We start from the raw sequence: 16,362 nt of genomic DNA, 5'->3' as shown, positions 1-16,362 counted from the left end.
ACTACGACTCACTTCCTTGGTGTGATGGCCGTTTACCAATGGATTCATTAAATTGCCGAAAAGTTATATCGACCCTCATTAACAATTCTGCACACTCCTCTTCCGAAATCGTTAACGGCGGGGAGATGATGATGGCTGCCCCGGTTACACCGTCTAGGCCTGCTGCTGCGGGATATAGGAGTATCCCATTCCTCATTCCCAATTCAATGATTTTATTGGTCACATCGGCCTCCTTCGGAAATGGGGCCTTTGTGGCTTTATCCTGGACAAATTCGACGCCAATCAATAAACCTCTGCCACGTATATCACCGATAAAGGAATACTTCCCTGCTAACTTCTTCAGCCCCCTAATCAGGTCCTTCCCTCTATCGGCTGATTTTTCGACAAGATCATTCCTTACGACATATTCTAAAACCGCTAAAGATACCGCACACGATAATGGATTGGCACTAAGCGTATGTCCTCCGATAATTGACTTCGAGCCTTTCATTATTGGCTCCATCACGTTTTTGGTCATTACTGTGGCGGCTATCGGGGTATACCCCCCACTCATGCCTTTACCAAATGTTACGATATCAGGTTCCACATCCCAATATTCTGAGGCAAGCATCTTACCGGTACGTCCAAATCCAGTCATGACTTCATCAGCAATGAATAAAATATCATTCTCTTCACAGATTTTCTTCAGTTTTCGAAAATAACCATCAGGAGGGACAATCGCCCCTCCAGCTGCCCCGATAACAGGTTCTGCGATGAAAGCCGCTATATTTTCACTGCCAATACGCCGGATGGATGCTTCCAATTCCGAAGCACAGGCCATTCCGCACGAATGGGGATCAAGTTGAAGTGGACACCGATAACAATATGGAGGAGATACAGAAGGATATGATTCAAGCAAAGGGGTAAATCGCTCTCGGCGAATCGGATGCCCAGACATTGAAAGAGCCCCCATCGTGATGCCATGGTAGCTCATCCACCTCGATATGATTTTCTGTTTCTTGGGCTTCCCTTTTTCCTGCCAATGCTGAATGGCTATCTTCAAGGCAGTTTCAGTTGCTTCGGAGCCGCTGTTTACAAAAAAGCTGTAGGTCAGTTCCCCTTTGGTCAATTCAGCAATTTTTCCGGCAAGTTTCTCTGCAGCATCATTGGTAAATTGGGAACGATATACAAATGAAACCAGTTTAGCCTGTTTTACCATCGCCTCCATGATTTCCTGGACCCCATGGCCAATATTGGCAGTAACAGCACCTGAGGAAGCATCCAAGTAATCCTTACCTTCTTTGTCGTATAAAAACACTCCTTGACCATGACTGATAGTCGGATAGGCTCCTCCCAGGACCGGCTTGATCAATGAAGACTGCTCCATAAGCCCACACTCTCCTTCTCTTTAAAAACAAATGCAATATAGTAAAGTGTATGTCCAGATGAACGCAATCTTGCTAAGGAAATTGACCTAAGCAAATAAACGGATGAATTTTTGGGTTTCCTGGTGAATCGGCCAAAAAAAGGCGACAAAAAAAGTGTATCCGCGAGAGATACACTTTTTTCTTACAATGCGCTAATTAGTTCTTTTTCACGAATTGACTCCAAAAAACTTTCATCCTTTAAAACAGCCAGCACATTTTTATAAAAAGCAGTTTTATCGATAACTGAAGTATGTAGATATTCATACTCTTTTAAAGAAGGATGACGCAAAACATTTTTCATGCAGGAATGACAAACTTTTTTAGTTCCTAACTTATAGTAGTTCAAGTTGCTTGCATCACCATTAGAAGTGTCTCCGTTACAAACGAAACATGTATGGCTCACACGGCCTTTTTTATTATACTCGGTCAAAGCCCCTTCTAAACGAATGGATGCGGGAATTGTTAATAACACATAATCACCTTTTCTATTTTAAATCTCTTAGTATTATATCAGAAAAATATAGAATTTGAACTATTAGACTCATATTCCCTAATAATGCTTGTAAAATAGGACAATTTTCAGGTGCTGATTAGAGGAAAGGCTCCTAAAACACAGCAAAATGTAAAATACATTTATCCAAATCCCGACAGATTAAAATACCGTCCACTTTTTGAACGGCGTCTTCAAACTGTGTCATGAATTTATCTGAATCGTCGCTTTTCCGTTCTTTACCTTCATTATTGCTTTTGAACCAACCGGCACCGTAACAAATGGATGAACATGACCAAAATTGGCATTAGCGATCACGGGTATGCCATTTATCTCCTTTTTGCCAGCGATGATTTCATGCAAAGCATATTCGGTCATCCCCGAATCATTTTGGAAACGGCCTATGATGATTCCTTTAATCCCAGTTGCCTCTGGCTGATGTAGCAAGGATTGTAAATCCCGGTCAAAACTGAATGGATGACTTTCTTCGTCATCTTCAATGAAAAGGATACTATCCTTTAAAGACGGCATAAACTCAGTACCTTGTAATAGATTGAGTGTGCAAAGATTTCCCCCAATGATCGTCCCAGCCGCTTCCCCTTCCTGAATGACCATATAACCAGCATTCGGGTGGAAAGTTCGGTCATCCTGTTCTAAATGCCAAGAGTCATCACTCCACGTTTCACTTGGATCAAGATAAAAGCCTTCACTTTCAATTACAGCCTTTTTAAAATATTCCATCGTATATTCCAGACCTGCCTTCATCCCGAACGTCGAGAAATGAGGACCTGAGTATGTAGTTAGGCCTGTTTTTTTATGAATGGCCAATAAAATTGCGGTTATATCACTATAACCCATCAACACTTTTGGATTTTCCTTAATCAAATCGTAGTCGATATATCGTAACAATTGGTTAGCGTTATACCCCCCGATGGCTGTAAAGATTCCCTTAACATTCGGATCCCTGAAAGCCTCATGTAAATCTTCGATCCGGTCTTCAATCGAATTCGAAAAAAAGTCATCATGGAACAAAGCCGTTTTACCATATGTCACTTTAAAACCAAGCTCAATCAATCTTTCTTCTGCCAATCTGCGTTGTTCCCCTTTGACAATCGCCAAGCTTCTTGAAGGAGCAATAACGCGAATTTCATCCCCAGCTTGTAAACGGGAAGGTTTCATATCTTTATCCCCCTAAATTAATACATCTTTCGTTATTTTAGCAGAAATGTTGAACAAAGAAAAATCAAGACTCTTAAGGACTGCCACTCAACCCATTCTCTTATCGACCTTTCTTACATCAAAACTGGGATCATGATTTCCTTATAGATCCTTTGGCCTCGTTCTACCCACCAATGGCATCCTCTCTTCATTCCCGTTGTGCCAGGAATCGTTATGTATCGCCTGTCCCATGATTACACTGTATTTATCCATGTCTTATCAGTAATCACTATGGATTCTAAAAAGGCCCCCGTCAAACCACCAAATCCTTACATAAAGAAAAGACCAGCTTTATAAACTGGTCTCTTTAGTTATTCAATTAGCAACAGAATGAAGCACCGATGATAATCAACAGAATGAACAAGACAACGATTAATGCGAAGCCTGATCCAAATCCGCAGCAACCTCCACCAAATCCACCGACGCCACCATAACCGTAACCTGGTCCTGGAACATTTCCACCATATCCGTACATTAAGTTTCACTCCTTTTAGAATTCTGATTTCTCTTTACACCTTACCATATGTCAATAAGCCCGCCTCGGTCTGTGTATTTGCCTATTTTTTTGGATTTAAGAAAAAACTTATCGAAAAACACCTTCATCACCATTAAACATTCAATAGGTGAAACACCAAGAGTAGCCATGAAAAAACGTCAATAAAACGTTTCGTATTTATTGTGTTACTTTAAAATTGGGATATAATAAGAAAAAAACAATTCTTAGCCTCTTTACGCTATCTCATGCCAATATAGATACATAAAAGGTTAATACGGGGGAACATAATTGAAAAAGAACGCAAAATCCTTCATCCCTTTCGCTGCAATCGCCACGATCCTTCTAATCAGCTATATCCTTCAAAAAGCTCCTAAATCATATGGATCGGATGATTCGATAAATGTTTATCAAAAATTCCAAACAGGCCAGCCCATTCAGTATCTCGTTATTGGTGACAGTATCGGAAGAGGGTCGGGAGCTGAAAACCCTAATCTAACATGGTTCAAACAGTTAGAAAATAAGTTGATCGAAACCAATGATGTTCCTTTACACGGAGAATACGTGGTCCAAAGCGGATCCACTGCTTTTGAAGGTCTATTTAAGCTTTCCCAAAGAAAGAAGCCTGACCATAAAGATTTGATTTTCTTCGTTTTCGGTGAAAATGACCGTAAATATATGAATGTCGATGATTTTACCATGACATATGAAGCTTTAATCAGAAAGGCAAAAGGACTCCACCCTAATGCTGAATTGTTCACAATAACAGAGAGTTCCTTGAAATATGAGGAATTTGCGTCAGCCATCGTACTTTTATCCAAACATTATGGTGCAACTAATGTGGATATGCGTCCAATATTCAAGCATTCTGGATATACGGAAAAACAGCTGACCAGAGATTTGATTCATCCAAATGGGCTAGGTTATAAATTTTATGCTAATGAAATATACGAACGCTTCCTGGATAATATAGAACGCGGGAAGACTGTTTCAGGCCTGCCATCTAAGCTTCATGACCATTCAGAATTTGAATTATCCGAAATTGAACACTATGAAAAAATGAAAGGTTTCCGTCAAAGGGGCGGCTATTTCACTAGTAGTGTAAAGGGCAGTGTGATTGAATATAACTTCAAAGGAACTATGCTTGGTGTGAGACTGCTTAGGAGTCCCGATGGCGGGGAAGTAGATGTATGGATCGATGGAAATGAAATCACCACTTTGAATACGTGGTGGCCCTTTGCCCGTGAAAGATATTTATTTATCGCTAATGGGCTTCCTCCAGGTTCTCATACGGTCCGTTTTGAGGTGACTGGCAGAAGTAAAGCAATGGAGCTTACAACCATCCCATATGTCCGGATAGCATCGATCATTACCGATTGAATCCTACCCAATATTAAATAACCCCCTATCATTATCTGATAGGGGGTTTTCCATTCAATCAAAAAGCTTTTTGTATTCTCCATATCCTTCTTTTTCAAGATCTTGGAGCGGGATGAACCTCAATGAGGCAGAATTGATGCAATACCGTAATCCTGATGGTCCAGGCCCATCATTAAAGACATGGCCCAGATGAGAATCGGCAGTTTTTGAGCGAACCTCGATTCTTCTCATACCGTAACTCGTATCGAGGTTTTCCACCACTTCCTCTTCTTTTAGCGGTTTAGTGAAGCTTGGCCAACCACAGCCTGAATCGAACTTTTCCTTTGAAGTGAAAAGAGGATTACCTGAAACTATGTCCACATATAATCCTTCCTCCTTCAAGTTCCAATATTCATTGTTAAAAGCTGGTTCCGTTCCATTATTTTGAGTGACTTCATATTGAATCGCTGAAAGTTTCTGTTTTAATTCTTCTTTACTTTTCATCCTTTTCCCCCCAGTGATGTTGTATAAATGCTTTTCGGCCTGAGCCAATCGAATATCTTTCATAATGCTCAGGTTGCTTTTTATAATAATGCTGGTGATATGTCTCAGCTGGATAAAAAGTTTTGGCTGGTATAACCGGCGTTACGATCGGTTTGGAAAATTTCCCGCTCGCCTGCAACTTAGCTTTGGATGCTTCAGCAATTTCACGTTGTTTTTCGTCATGATAAAAAATGGCCGTTTGATAAGAACTTCCCCGGTCATGAAATTGTCCGCCAACATCTGTCGGGTCAATTTGCTGCCAAAACAACTCGATTATTTTTTCGTATGGATATACGCTTGGATCAAAGGTGATCTGCACAGCCTCATAATGTCCCGTGGTTTCAGAACAAACTTCTTTGTACGTGGGATTTTCCGTAGTCCCGCCCGTATAGCCCGAGATAACGGATTCGATACCAGGCTGTTCATCGAACGGTTTCACCATGCACCAAAAACATCCACCTGCGAATGTTGCTTTCTCTAATTGCTTTGTCAAATGAAAATCCTCCTTTTTTACAAACAATCCATTGAATGCATTTTAACGCTTTTATTTTGCTCTGTAAAATAATATGCCGATCGTCCCTTTTAACATAAATGGCCCCTTTCCTTTTAAGGGAGGGAAACACACGCCCAAGCATAACTACATATGATGAGTCCATAATGGAAAAATGTGAGGTGTTGGAAATGAGCGATAAACAATCATATTTACAAAAAGCGGGTACTTATGATTTACTATCGTCTTATTATAAATACAGTAATCCGCATCTGCATGATTATTATTACCATAAGCATTTGAAAAGTCTCAATAAGGCAACACAACAATCGAGATATGAGCAAATGAAAGTCATATTGCCCGCACAAGTTCGCATTGTACACGCTTCCCCAACAGCTCCCTCATTTGATGTTTATGTAAATGAAAAGTGCATTCTCAACAATCTTTCATATAAAGAAAGCAATGGTTATTCACAGCTTTCCCCTGGCATATGCCAATTGCAGATATACCGCAGCGGGCAAAGCACCTCACCCCTTTTAGGCTGTAAAGTGGCGCTAGAAAGCGGGAAGTCCTATACCATAGCAGCTTCCTTGGCTAATGAGTCGTTGAAAATGTCACCTTACGAAGATAATCCATTGGTTCCTCAAAATGAAGCCAAGGTCCGATTCATCCATCTTTCCCATGGTTTACCTTCAGTGGATATTGCCGTCAAAGACGGAGATGTCGTTTTTGAAAATCTCGATTTCAGGAAAGCATGCGATTATCTTAATATACATCCCATGATAGTCGACTTCGAAGTCAGGAAAGCTGGGACAAAAGAGATCATACTCTCTTTGCCAAACAATGTTTTCCAAGAAAATACATCCTCAACCATTTATATAATCGGATTGAATCGAAAATCATCCACTCCAGAAACCTTAACGCTCTCCCCATAAATGATAAAAAACCAGGATTCATTGATCCTGGTTTTTTATCATTTCACTATTACTGTAATGATGATGGGATGGTCAATAAAAATGAAATGTCATCATTCTCAAGATTGAAATCTTTCGCCTTCACCCTAATGTCGCTTTTCAATTCCATATCCTGCAATGACACATAAATACTTTCGTCATTGGGGCTGATGCTAACCCAATCCGGCATGTTATAACGCTCATTTATTAGATTCATTACATATGAAACAGGAAGATTCATTTGTCCAACAGCAATTGATTTTTGTTTTAAGACCAAATCCCCATTCTTTTGGGCAATTGGCTCAAAAGTCAATTTCATTTCAACTTCACGATTGAAAAATGGCATTGTTCCATATAACTCTACCTCATCCGTTAAATACACTTCGTAGTGAATCGATCCCGTCAATCCTTCTTTATCAAGATATTGGTTGATTAATCTTGTCAGGTCTTCCCGATTCGTGTGAACTTGAAATTGGATATCTTCTTCGTGGCTTACTTGTGGAATCAGCTCTTTATCTTTAGCCGGCAGATTTACTAAAATCACAACAAACAGGATGACCAGGATGTTTAGGGCTAATAGGGAAATAAACAAAGTCTTCCATTTGACATTTGTCATTCTTGGTCATCATCTCCTTTGGCACTCGCTTCCAACGTGTCCTTTCCAATTGTGGTAATATCCATATCATTATAGATTCTTGTCGCGATTAATTCATATCCGCGGTCATTTGGATGAAAATAATCCTCAGCATAAAGCAAATCCTCTTCGGAATTCTTGAAAATGTCTGCTATTTCAATAAAATAGGCTGAATCATATTCTTCAATAATCTCTTTTCCGCTTTCATTCCAATCATTCATGATCATATCAAGTTCATAAAAATCAGCGAACCATTTGGAGAATGGATTATAAACGCCAACAAGGTAAATTTGCGCATGATCATTTTCGGAACGAACCTTATCAAGTATCTGCCTTAATCTTTTTTCATACCCTATTTTTGCCGAATCAAACTGATTCAGTTCCAAGTTGGAGAAATTCTGTTTAAAGACCTTCATGATATCATTTCCACCGATTGTGACAACAATCGAGTCAGCTTGCTTAATGTCTTCTTTAATCCTAGCCTTATCCAGTCTTTTCAGTAGTTGGTCGGTCCTATTTCCACGTATGCCATGATTAATCATCTCAACGGAAGTAATCGATGGTTCTTTTTCCAGCTTATTTTGTAAATAAGGCAGATACCCGCCGTTATCTTTACTATCACCGACACCTTGAGTCAAGGAATCGCCAATTGAAACGATTTGCACAGGGTCTGGAAAAAAGCTGGCAGGAATGGTTTCCTTTTTACTCAGCTCAACTATGCTTTTCTGCTGAACAGATGGCTGCTTTGAGGCCGGTTCACTTTGACCGCAGCCTGAAATCCAAACTAGGCATATGAAAAGACAGGTGATTCTGTACCTCATGTCCCTCACCTTCCTACCCATATATTATATCATGCAGAAAACGAAAAATTGCAAACAATATACCTTCATCATACTTTTATCTTGAGCATTCCTTACTATACAATATGAAAAATGAAGTGAATAAAAGCTAGTCCTATAAAATTTAGCATGTACTGAGGATGTAAAATCATTCTTCACCACTGCTGTTTCTTCAAAAACTAATTTTCACTTTTTCACCTTTCAAAATGCTAAAGAAATCCGAATGAAAAATGGATGAAAACAGAAAGAACAGGTCATTTAACCTGTTCAATAATTCTGTAAAATTTTAATATGCTTAATAATTTCTTCAAAGGGAATATCCTGCAGACCTGTATAATCCATAATGATCTTTCCTTCTTGATCAATTAGAAAAAAGCTGGTCCCATGAATCACTTGATCTTCTCTTTCTGGTTTTTTGACGATTGTTTTAAAGTTATCCAATGCAAACTGCTCGATTTCTTCCTGACCATAACCGGTCAGAAAATGCCAATTGCCGTAATCCACATTAAATTGGTCACCAAACTTTTTTAAAACATCAGGTTTGTCAATTTCCGGGTCCACAGAAAAGGAAACGAACTCTACATCCGATATACCCTCAGCCTTCAGTTGCTGCTGCAGTTTCGTCATATTGGAAGTCATGGGCAGACAGACCGTCTCGCAGCTTGTGAAAATAAAATCCGCTACCCAAACCTTACCTTTAAGATCGCTTTTTGAGAAAGGCTTTCCCTCCTGATCAATGTAACTAAAATCTTCAAGGTCCCAATTCTTGGCATCAGGTACACCATTGGAACCGCATGCTGTCAACAGCAATAAGATTGATGCCCCCATAGCTGCCATAAGCAATTGCAGCTTTCTCATCCCTACCCCGTCCTTTATGTATAAAATATTCTGTTACTTCATTTATTCTAACAGACCATTTGGTATGAGAACAGCAACACTTTCTACGAATTAAAGACAATTGTAAAAATGACAGACCTCTGCGGCTGCAATTTCATACACTTTATACATATCAATCCCAATAATACATGATTGCCATGGCGCCTTCACCCGTATGGGTACTGACAACGGCAGTGGTTGCTTCTATCTTTATATCTTGATACCCTGTTAATTCTGCAATGGCCTGGCGGACTTTATCCGCAATTTCAAGTCCATTTGCATGTACAAAACCAATGCCTCTAACTTTTTTGCCTTGTGTATCTTCTTTGAACTTCTTGATGATGAACTTCACGACCTGTGACTGGCTCCTAGCTTTGGATACAGGATTCAGTACACCATCGTCCAAAAGTGCAATCGGCTTTATGTGCAGCAGTGAACCGATAAATGCAGAAACTTTGCCAATCCTTCCACCTTTAACGAGGTTATCAAGTGTTTCAATGACAATGATTAAACTTGACTGCTTTTTAATATGTTCCAGTCGTTCGATTATCTCTGGTACGGATTTCCCTTCCTTTGCCATCTTAGCTGCCTCGATCACCTGAAATGACATCGCTTTCGAAATGAATTTCGAGTCAAGTACGGTTACTTTCGCTTCAGACATGCTGGCTGCGCTTTCCGCTGAACGTACAGTGCCGCTCATGCCACCTGTCATATGAATCGAAATAATCTCACTGCCGTCTTTTCCGAGTTCATTATATACCTCAACAAAGGTACCTGCGGCTGGTTGTGAGCTTTTTGGAAGTTCTTTTGACTGGTTCATCCTTTTCAAGAATTCTTCTTGTTCGATTTCAACCTTATCCAAAAAAGTCTCTCCATCTATAAAGATAGATAAAGGAACCATTGTAATGTCATAAAATTCTAGTTCTTCTGGTGTCATATCTACTGTAGAATCTGTTACTATCTTTACTTTTTTCATCATTACACATCCCTAAATTAACATATCTATTGTATTATACCTATTCAAGGTACGCATTCAAACTAAAGGTATCTTTTTTCAAGTGAAAGGATACTCATCTTTCGAAATGATTACACAAAAAAAAGACCGTCCCATGAGCTAACCTGAACACATGCCGTTTTATTTCGGAATCGCACGGCATTCGTGGCATCTCTTTTATCGGAGATGGTAGCTATGGAACAGTCCGCATTAAGCATTATTGAGTAAGCTTCCAAAAAAAATCTTGTTATAAACGGGCCATTTGAGTACGGATGCTAAATAATGCTTAAATGAGTAATTTTCTTTATGATCTTTATTAGCAAAAACTTTCTTTACAAATATTTCCAAACGCACGGTCAACATAAAAAAATTCGGATCACTAGGCAGTAAGACAGGTATTTCTGAAATTGTGACCTTATGTCCAAAACAATCTTTGAATTCCAAGCATTTGAACATCAAAATATCAATCCTCATTTTTAACCGATTGCTTACATTATACACAATAAATCAAAAAGTATAAATATTCAAATGTATAAAAAAATGGACAAATCACGCTTGACTTACATTACAAAAACCCATAATGGCAAAATGCCATCATGGGTCCCCTCTTATAAACCTTCCTCGTAGCTGCCTTCCCGCAAACTTTCACGCTTCACCCTTCGTTTATAGACGACTTTAGATAATGAAATGCTGATTTCGTATAATAACAGCAGTGGAACCATTACCATAAAGTCGGACATAAAGTCAGGCGGCGTAATCGAGATCGCAATGACAACCAGTACAAAATATGCATACTTCCTTAACTTTTGAAGCACATAAGGATTAATTATACCAATGGAGGTCAAAAACATGGTAACGACCGGAAGCTCGAATAAAACGGCAAAAGGTATCGTCATATTAAGTAGGAATGAAAAGTACTTATCCGCTGTAAAACTGGTTATGAACATCCCATCGCCCAATTCAATCAAAAATTGAAGAATCGTCGGGAAGATGACAAAATAACCAAAAGCAAGCCCTCCGACAAAAAGCAAGAAAAGTGCTGGAATATAGGCAAGGGTCGCTCTTACTTCATTTGGCATCAAGGCGGGTTTAACGAATAACCATATTTGCAGAGCAATTATCGGTATCGTTGCCGCAATGGCTACGACGCCTGAAAGCATAAAGTAAATCCAGATAATATCACTTGGTCCCAATACCATCAGGTCAAAATCGAGATCCTTCACGAACCAATTATAAATCTCTTCAACATAAATAAAACTGGCGATAAAAAAGATGAAAAAAGCAACAGCAGTAATGATGAGCCGTTTTCTCAATTCATCGAGATGATCGATGATATTTAATTCTTTATCTTCCAAAGTTGATCACGCCTTCATCTGAAAATCCGTATCTTTGTTCCAGCATAAAGGCGCAAGACGATTACATCTTACGCCCAGCATTTCAATCATTCATGATTTTTTTGTTGTAATTTCTTATCTTCTTCATAATCACCTTTTGTTAAGTCACTCGTGGACTTTTTAAATTCACGAAGTGTCTGTCCAAAAGCACGGCCAATTTCTGGAAGTTTCTTCGGACCAAAGATAATTAATGCCAATATTAAGATGAGAATCAGACCAGGTACTCCAATGTTCGACATGGATACATCCCCTTTGGTGTTGTAATTAGACCTACTCCGATTATAATACCATTTCCAACCAATTGAAAGGGAACTGGCAATTCGTCATAGAATGGTAACAATTTTCGACAGTATGGCCGTAACGACTGTGCCGGCAGAATAAAATGTAAAAACATAGGTATTATTCTATCCTAATTTAACATTTTGTCCATGATTAAATCAATAAATGAAATAAATTACTGTCTTTATTGACCTCAACGAAAGAGAATCCTTTTTTGTTCATCCTTTGAATGAGCCCTTGATAATCATTTTTATCCTTTAGCTCTACACCAACCAGGGCCGGCCCGCTTTCTTTATTGTTTTTCTTCGTATATTCAAATCGGCTTATATCGTCATTCGGTCCTAACACCTCATCAAGGAATTCCCTTAAAGCACCAGCGCGTTGCGGGAAATTCACGATAAAATAATAAAGCAGTCCTTCATATAATAAGGATTTCTCCTTAATTTCCTGCATACGACCAATGTCGTTATTCCCTCCGCTGACCATGCAAACAACCGTTTTTCCTTTGATTTGTTCTTTGTACAAATCCAAAGCGGCTACAGAAATGGCCCCTGCCGGCTCAGCGACAATTGCATGCTGATTATATAAATCGAGAATCGTCGTGCAGATCTGCCCTGAAGGAACGACAACGATATCTTCCAGGTTTTCCTTACAGAGCTGATATGTCATCTGTCCTACACACTTGACAGCTGCTCCGTCAACAAATGTATCTATGCTTTCAAGTTCAGAAACTTTTCCTTCCTTGAAGGAGTATTCCATCGAAGCAGCCCCAAGCGGCTCCACGCCAATGCATTTCGTTTTTGGTGAAACCGATTTGAAATAACTTGATACTCCGGCCATTAAACCGCCACCGCCGATAGCCGCAAATACATAATCAATTCCATCTTCACAATCATTCAGGATTTCTACAGCCGTTGTTCCTTGCCCGGCGATTACCTTTTCATCGTCAAATGGATGGATAAAGGAACGCTCTTCTTTTTCACAGCATTCCATCGCCATGGCAAATGCATCATCGAATGTATCTCCGATCAGGATGATTTCCACATTATCCCGACCAAATAACTGAACTTGATCGACTTTTTGCCTTGGTGTTGTAGCAGGCATATAAATTTTTCCGTGGATACCTAATTGACTGCAGGAAAAAGCAACTCCCTGTGCATGGTTACCTGCACTTGCACAAACGACTCCATTCTTCGTCTCTTCCTCGGTCAAGCTTTTCATTTTATAGTAAGCCCCTCTTAATTTAAAGGAACGTACATGTTGAAGGTCCTCGCGTTTTAAATATACATTACATTCATATTTTTCAGAGAGCCTCTGATTTTTTTGTAAAGGAGTATGTAAAACGATTTCTTTCAGTTCTCTGTAGGCAATTAGAATATCTTCCAATTGAATCCCCCTATTCATGGATGCTGTCTGGTTCATATCAATCCCTCATTTCCTTCCTAATCAATTCAATCATTATAGCACTTTACTGTTATTAATGTAATTGATTTTTCTAAAAATTCTATCTTTTGTTCATTCCATACCAAAAAAAATCCGATTATGGTTATTTCCCCATAATCGGATAGTCATTTATTTTTTTTGTAGAATAATAAAATCATGTGCATATCGATTTTTTTCATCGATGCTGCCTGGGTTTGAGGAAATTTTATCCCATTCATTTTCATCAATCACGGGAAAGAAAGTATCACCTTCAAAGGTTTCATGAATTTCCGTTATATACAGGCGGTCGGTAACAGGAAGGATTTCCTTGAAGATTTCGGCTCCGCCAATCACGAAGACTTCCTCATCACTATTGTCTGCAAACGTTTTGATTTGTGTAATATCATGTAACACTACGCAACCTTCCGCTTTAAAATCCTGATTGCGGGTAACGATGACATTTTCACGGCCAGGCAGTACCCTGCCGATTGATTCAAATGTTTTTCTGCCCATGACGATTGGATGCCCCATCGTCACTTTTTTAAAATACTGTAAATCGGCCGGTAGATGCCATGGCAGTTTATTGTCTTTCCCGATCACACGATTTTGATCCATGGCCACTATCAACGATATCATATGCTAACCTCTCCTTTTATATGGGGATGGGCTTCGTAATTTTCCAAAACGAAATCCTCGAAGCTAAAATCAAAGATATTTTTCACTTCCGGATTTATTTTCATGATTGGCAATGGTTTCGGATCACGAGTCAACTGCAGTTCCACTTGTTCAAGGTGGTTAGAGTAGATGTGGACATCCCCAAAAGTATGTACAAATTCGCCAACTTCCAAATCACACACCTGCGCGATCATCATCGTTAGGAGCGCATACGAAGCAATATTAAAAGGAACACCTAAAAAGACGTCCGCTGAACGTTGATATAGCTGGCACGAAAGCTTGCCATCAGCCACATAGAATTGAAAGAAAGCATGGCAAGGCGGCAATGCCATTTCGTCTAGTTCCCCAACATTCCAAGCACTCACTATCAACCTTCTTGAATTTGGATTCGTTTTGATTTGTTCGATCAATTCACTGATCTGGTCGATTTGCCTTCCATCAGCCGCTCCCCAAGAACGCCATTGATGACCATAAATCGGACCTAATTCTCCCTTTTCATCAGCCCATTCATTCCAAATGCGTACGGAATTTTCCTGAAGGTAGCCAACATTTGTATCACCCTTCAAAAACCATAATAGTTCATGGATAATCGCTTTTAAACTAACCTTTTTCGTTGTAAGGACAGGGAACCCATCTTTTAAATTAAATCTCATTTGATATCCGAAGGTACTGATCGTCCCTGTTCCCGTACGATCACCTTTTTGAGTGCCATTCTCGAGTACATGCTTACATAAATCTAAATATTGCTTCATGATAAACCACCTTTTCTACTTTCATTCTCCTTATTTTAACGTATTATAGCCCAATGTTTAATCTAATTGTTTAATAAAATTATAAGTCTCGGGTGCTTTTTTTCTAAGTAATTGATTTTGTTCGAAGTTTACATAAAACATAGCAAACGTTTCTGCAAAGTATTCTTCAGGATAATTGGAAAAATACGACTGTCCAGGAAACAGTCCTTCCACTTCCTTGCCCCAAATCTTCAAATAATCCATGTCTTCACGGATACCATCATAAACTATATTATCAATGGAATGCCCTAGCTCATGCAGTTCCAAATTAACGGATCCATGCCCGTTACCCTTGTCACTTGCTCCGATTTTAACCAATACGGTATGAGATCCGCCCATCCCAGGAACATCATCCCAAGTTGTTTCTTTATTCAAATAACCACGGGGGGATTTTCCCTTTAATTTAGCCGCAGATTGATTTTCTGTTAAATTACCATTAAATAGTTTGACCCTCACACCTCTGTCAGCAGTCTTCACTAAAAGGGAATGAGGCAGTTTGTTGATTGTTCCAACAATTCCTAATGCTTCCTTTTCATTGTATTTCCCTTCTGGAAATAAAAATATTCTTTGTAATTCTTTATTATCATTAAAAATATCTGCTTGTCTTAATAGGTTATCTTTGGGCAAATTCCGCCATTTTACCCCTTCATCCTTTGCTAGGGAATAGGAGAGCATCGAGAGGAAAAAGGCAAATAATGCAAGAACGGTTAACCATTTTTTACTTTTCACAATCTTCTCCCCTTTCAATCATTTCTCATTATCGTCAAGAAATATATGTATTTTTAAATCTATAAATCTTCAACACTATTATATTAGTATAACATATTGATTTAATGTAAAAACTCTATGTTTTTTTGGTAATTTTGGTTCCAGCCCATTCCTGAAAAGAACCAATGTTCCGCTCTTTTCATATATCAACAGTATATAATCGTAAAAGGTTTAAGGTGATTGCATGGAAACCAATAATAAAAACGCCAGCTTGAATGAGCACCGTGAACTTGCTGAAGAAGTCCTTGATATTTACAGTTTAAAAGTGTTCATCATTCTCGATCTTTTTTTGTTCTCCATTTTCTTTGGCATATTGCTGCATCCGTTACTCCCTTCTCTCTGGCTTAACATTTTATTGCCTTTGATTTTCTTCACTACATTTACCGCCCTTCTTCAATTACTTGATATTCTCCAAAAAAAAAGCTGACATCATATTTGATGTCAGCACAGACTGTATGCAAACTCGATGAAAAGACACTTCACCTACAATTTTTACTTTTATAGAATTTTAAGTTGATTTCAGAAATCCGCTCCCTTTCCGCCGACTGTCTGCCAAGCCGCATCAAAGCAAGCGTCTGTGGGGTCTTGGCTAGCCCGTTATTCGGCAGGAGTGTCGCAAATTTCTTCAATCTTGTAAGGGTTTCATCCGTATAAACAAGTAAAAAAACATGAAGGATAATCAAGTTTTCTTTTAAAATCATGTTTCGGGGTGAGATCAATCCGAACCTCCAGACTATA

General features: G+C 39.0%; 21 protein-coding genes. 3 read left to right on the top strand and 18 right to left on the bottom strand.

The annotated features are described in order from the left end of the window. Position 1: 1 nt before the first annotated feature. The 4 genes from QUF86_RS17190 to QUF86_RS17175 form a co-directional block, all read right to left on the bottom strand. Positions 2-1,366, bottom strand: a complete 1,365-nt coding sequence (locus tag QUF86_RS17190) for an aspartate aminotransferase family protein (RefSeq protein WP_289316046.1) — start codon at positions 1,364-1,366, stop codon at positions 2-4. A gap of 182 nt (positions 1,367-1,548) precedes the next feature. Beyond that, a complete protein-coding gene (locus QUF86_RS17185; protein ID WP_289334986.1) occupies positions 1,549-1,878 on the bottom strand; it encodes a hypothetical protein in 330 nt (109 codons plus the stop codon). 222 nt (positions 1,879-2,100) lie between these two features. Next, the gene (locus QUF86_RS17180; protein ID WP_289334985.1) at positions 2,101-3,075 is read right to left on the bottom strand and encodes a S66 peptidase family protein; all 975 of its coding nucleotides are present in this window, start codon (positions 3,073-3,075) and stop codon (positions 2,101-2,103) included. Between the two features lie 358 nt (positions 3,076-3,433). After that, on the bottom strand, positions 3,434-3,589 hold the full coding sequence (locus tag QUF86_RS17175) for a YjcZ family sporulation protein (RefSeq protein WP_289316043.1): 156 nt from the start codon (positions 3,587-3,589) through the stop codon (positions 3,434-3,436). Positions 3,590-3,898: 309 nt separating this feature from the next. Here QUF86_RS17175 and QUF86_RS17170 point away from each other — a divergent pair, with 309 nt between their 5' ends. Further along, positions 3,899-4,987 carry an SGNH/GDSL hydrolase family protein gene (locus tag QUF86_RS17170; RefSeq protein WP_289334984.1) on the top strand — a complete coding sequence of 363 codons (1,089 nt, stop codon included), beginning with the start codon at positions 3,899-3,901 and terminating at the stop codon, positions 4,985-4,987. 54 nt (positions 4,988-5,041) lie between these two features. On the opposite strand, the gene msrB is transcribed toward QUF86_RS17170, so the two are convergent. Both msrB and msrA read right to left on the bottom strand, forming a co-directional pair. Continuing rightward, positions 5,042-5,470: a peptide-methionine (R)-S-oxide reductase MsrB gene (msrB, locus tag QUF86_RS17165; RefSeq protein ID WP_289316041.1), complete on the bottom strand. Its 429-nt coding sequence runs from the start codon at positions 5,468-5,470 to the stop codon at positions 5,042-5,044. Next, entirely contained in the window at positions 5,460-6,002 is a 543-nt protein-coding gene (msrA, locus tag QUF86_RS17160; RefSeq protein ID WP_289334983.1) for a peptide-methionine (S)-S-oxide reductase MsrA, read from the bottom strand. Before msrA ends, msrB begins: the two co-directional genes overlap by 11 nt. 188 nt (positions 6,003-6,190) lie before the next feature. Here msrA and QUF86_RS17155 point away from each other — a divergent pair, with 188 nt between their 5' ends. Further along, the gene (locus tag QUF86_RS17155) at positions 6,191-6,934 is read left to right on the top strand and encodes a DUF4397 domain-containing protein (RefSeq protein WP_289334982.1); all 744 of its coding nucleotides are present in this window, start codon (positions 6,191-6,193) and stop codon (positions 6,932-6,934) included. A gap of 49 nt (positions 6,935-6,983) precedes the next feature. Here the strand turns inward: QUF86_RS17155 and QUF86_RS17150 are convergent, their stop codons facing one another. The 11 genes from QUF86_RS17150 to QUF86_RS17100 all read right to left on the bottom strand — a co-directional run bounded on the left by QUF86_RS17150 (position 6,984) and on the right by QUF86_RS17100 (position 15,585). After that, on the bottom strand, positions 6,984-7,568 hold the full coding sequence (locus QUF86_RS17150; RefSeq protein WP_289334981.1) for a YpmS family protein: 585 nt from the start codon (positions 7,566-7,568) through the stop codon (positions 6,984-6,986). Beyond that, positions 7,565-8,407: an SGNH/GDSL hydrolase family protein gene (locus QUF86_RS17145; RefSeq protein WP_289316037.1), complete on the bottom strand. Its 843-nt coding sequence runs from the start codon at positions 8,405-8,407 to the stop codon at positions 7,565-7,567. Before QUF86_RS17145 ends, QUF86_RS17150 begins: the two co-directional genes overlap by 4 nt. A gap of 285 nt (positions 8,408-8,692) precedes the next feature. Further along, the gene (locus QUF86_RS17140) at positions 8,693-9,283 is read right to left on the bottom strand and encodes an SCO family protein (protein ID WP_289316036.1); all 591 of its coding nucleotides are present in this window, start codon (positions 9,281-9,283) and stop codon (positions 8,693-8,695) included. 151 nt (positions 9,284-9,434) lie between these two features. Further along, entirely contained in the window at positions 9,435-10,277 is an 843-nt protein-coding gene (locus QUF86_RS17135) for a DegV family protein (RefSeq protein ID WP_289334980.1), read from the bottom strand. A 228-nt stretch (positions 10,278-10,505) separates the two neighbouring features. Beyond that, a complete protein-coding gene (locus QUF86_RS17130; protein WP_289316034.1) occupies positions 10,506-10,751 on the bottom strand; it encodes a DUF2535 family protein in 246 nt (81 codons plus the stop codon). 152 nt (positions 10,752-10,903) lie between these two features. Then, positions 10,904-11,650: a twin-arginine translocase subunit TatC gene (gene tatC, locus QUF86_RS17125; RefSeq protein ID WP_289316033.1), complete on the bottom strand. Its 747-nt coding sequence runs from the start codon at positions 11,648-11,650 to the stop codon at positions 10,904-10,906. A gap of 86 nt (positions 11,651-11,736) precedes the next feature. Continuing rightward, on the bottom strand, positions 11,737-11,928 hold the full coding sequence (gene tatA / locus QUF86_RS17120; RefSeq protein WP_034307557.1) for a twin-arginine translocase TatA/TatE family subunit: 192 nt from the start codon (positions 11,926-11,928) through the stop codon (positions 11,737-11,739). Positions 11,929-12,121: 193 nt separating this feature from the next. Continuing rightward, on the bottom strand, positions 12,122-13,390 hold the full coding sequence (ilvA, locus tag QUF86_RS17115) for a threonine ammonia-lyase IlvA (RefSeq protein WP_289325424.1): 1,269 nt from the start codon (positions 13,388-13,390) through the stop codon (positions 12,122-12,124). A gap of 150 nt (positions 13,391-13,540) precedes the next feature. After that, positions 13,541-14,026 carry a dihydrofolate reductase gene (locus QUF86_RS17110; RefSeq protein ID WP_289334978.1) on the bottom strand — a complete coding sequence of 162 codons (486 nt, stop codon included), beginning with the start codon at positions 14,024-14,026 and terminating at the stop codon, positions 13,541-13,543. Then, positions 14,023-14,817, bottom strand: coding sequence for a thymidylate synthase (locus QUF86_RS17105; RefSeq protein ID WP_289316030.1), 795 nt, complete (start codon positions 14,815-14,817; stop codon positions 14,023-14,025). Before QUF86_RS17105 ends, QUF86_RS17110 begins: the two co-directional genes overlap by 4 nt. A 57-nt stretch (positions 14,818-14,874) precedes the next feature. Then, complete coding sequence (locus tag QUF86_RS17100; RefSeq protein WP_289334977.1) at positions 14,875-15,585, bottom strand: anthrax toxin lethal factor-related metalloendopeptidase; 711 nt, start codon at positions 15,583-15,585, stop codon at positions 14,875-14,877. 223 nt (positions 15,586-15,808) lie between these two features. Between QUF86_RS17100 and QUF86_RS17095 the strand changes: the two genes are divergently transcribed. After that, complete coding sequence (locus tag QUF86_RS17095) at positions 15,809-16,051, top strand: hypothetical protein (protein ID WP_289316028.1); 243 nt, start codon at positions 15,809-15,811, stop codon at positions 16,049-16,051. A 52-nt stretch (positions 16,052-16,103) separates the two neighbouring features. Here QUF86_RS17095 and QUF86_RS17090 read toward each other — a convergent pair whose 3' ends face one another. Beyond that, on the bottom strand, positions 16,104-16,343 hold the full coding sequence (locus tag QUF86_RS17090; protein WP_289334976.1) for a hypothetical protein: 240 nt from the start codon (positions 16,341-16,343) through the stop codon (positions 16,104-16,106). Between the last annotated feature and the right edge of the window lie 19 nt (positions 16,344-16,362).

Source organism: Peribacillus sp. NJ11 (genome assembly GCF_030348405.1).
Classification (GTDB): Bacteria; Bacillota; Bacilli; order Bacillales; family DSM-1321; genus Peribacillus.
This window is presented reverse-complemented; position numbering and strand designations above follow the sequence as displayed.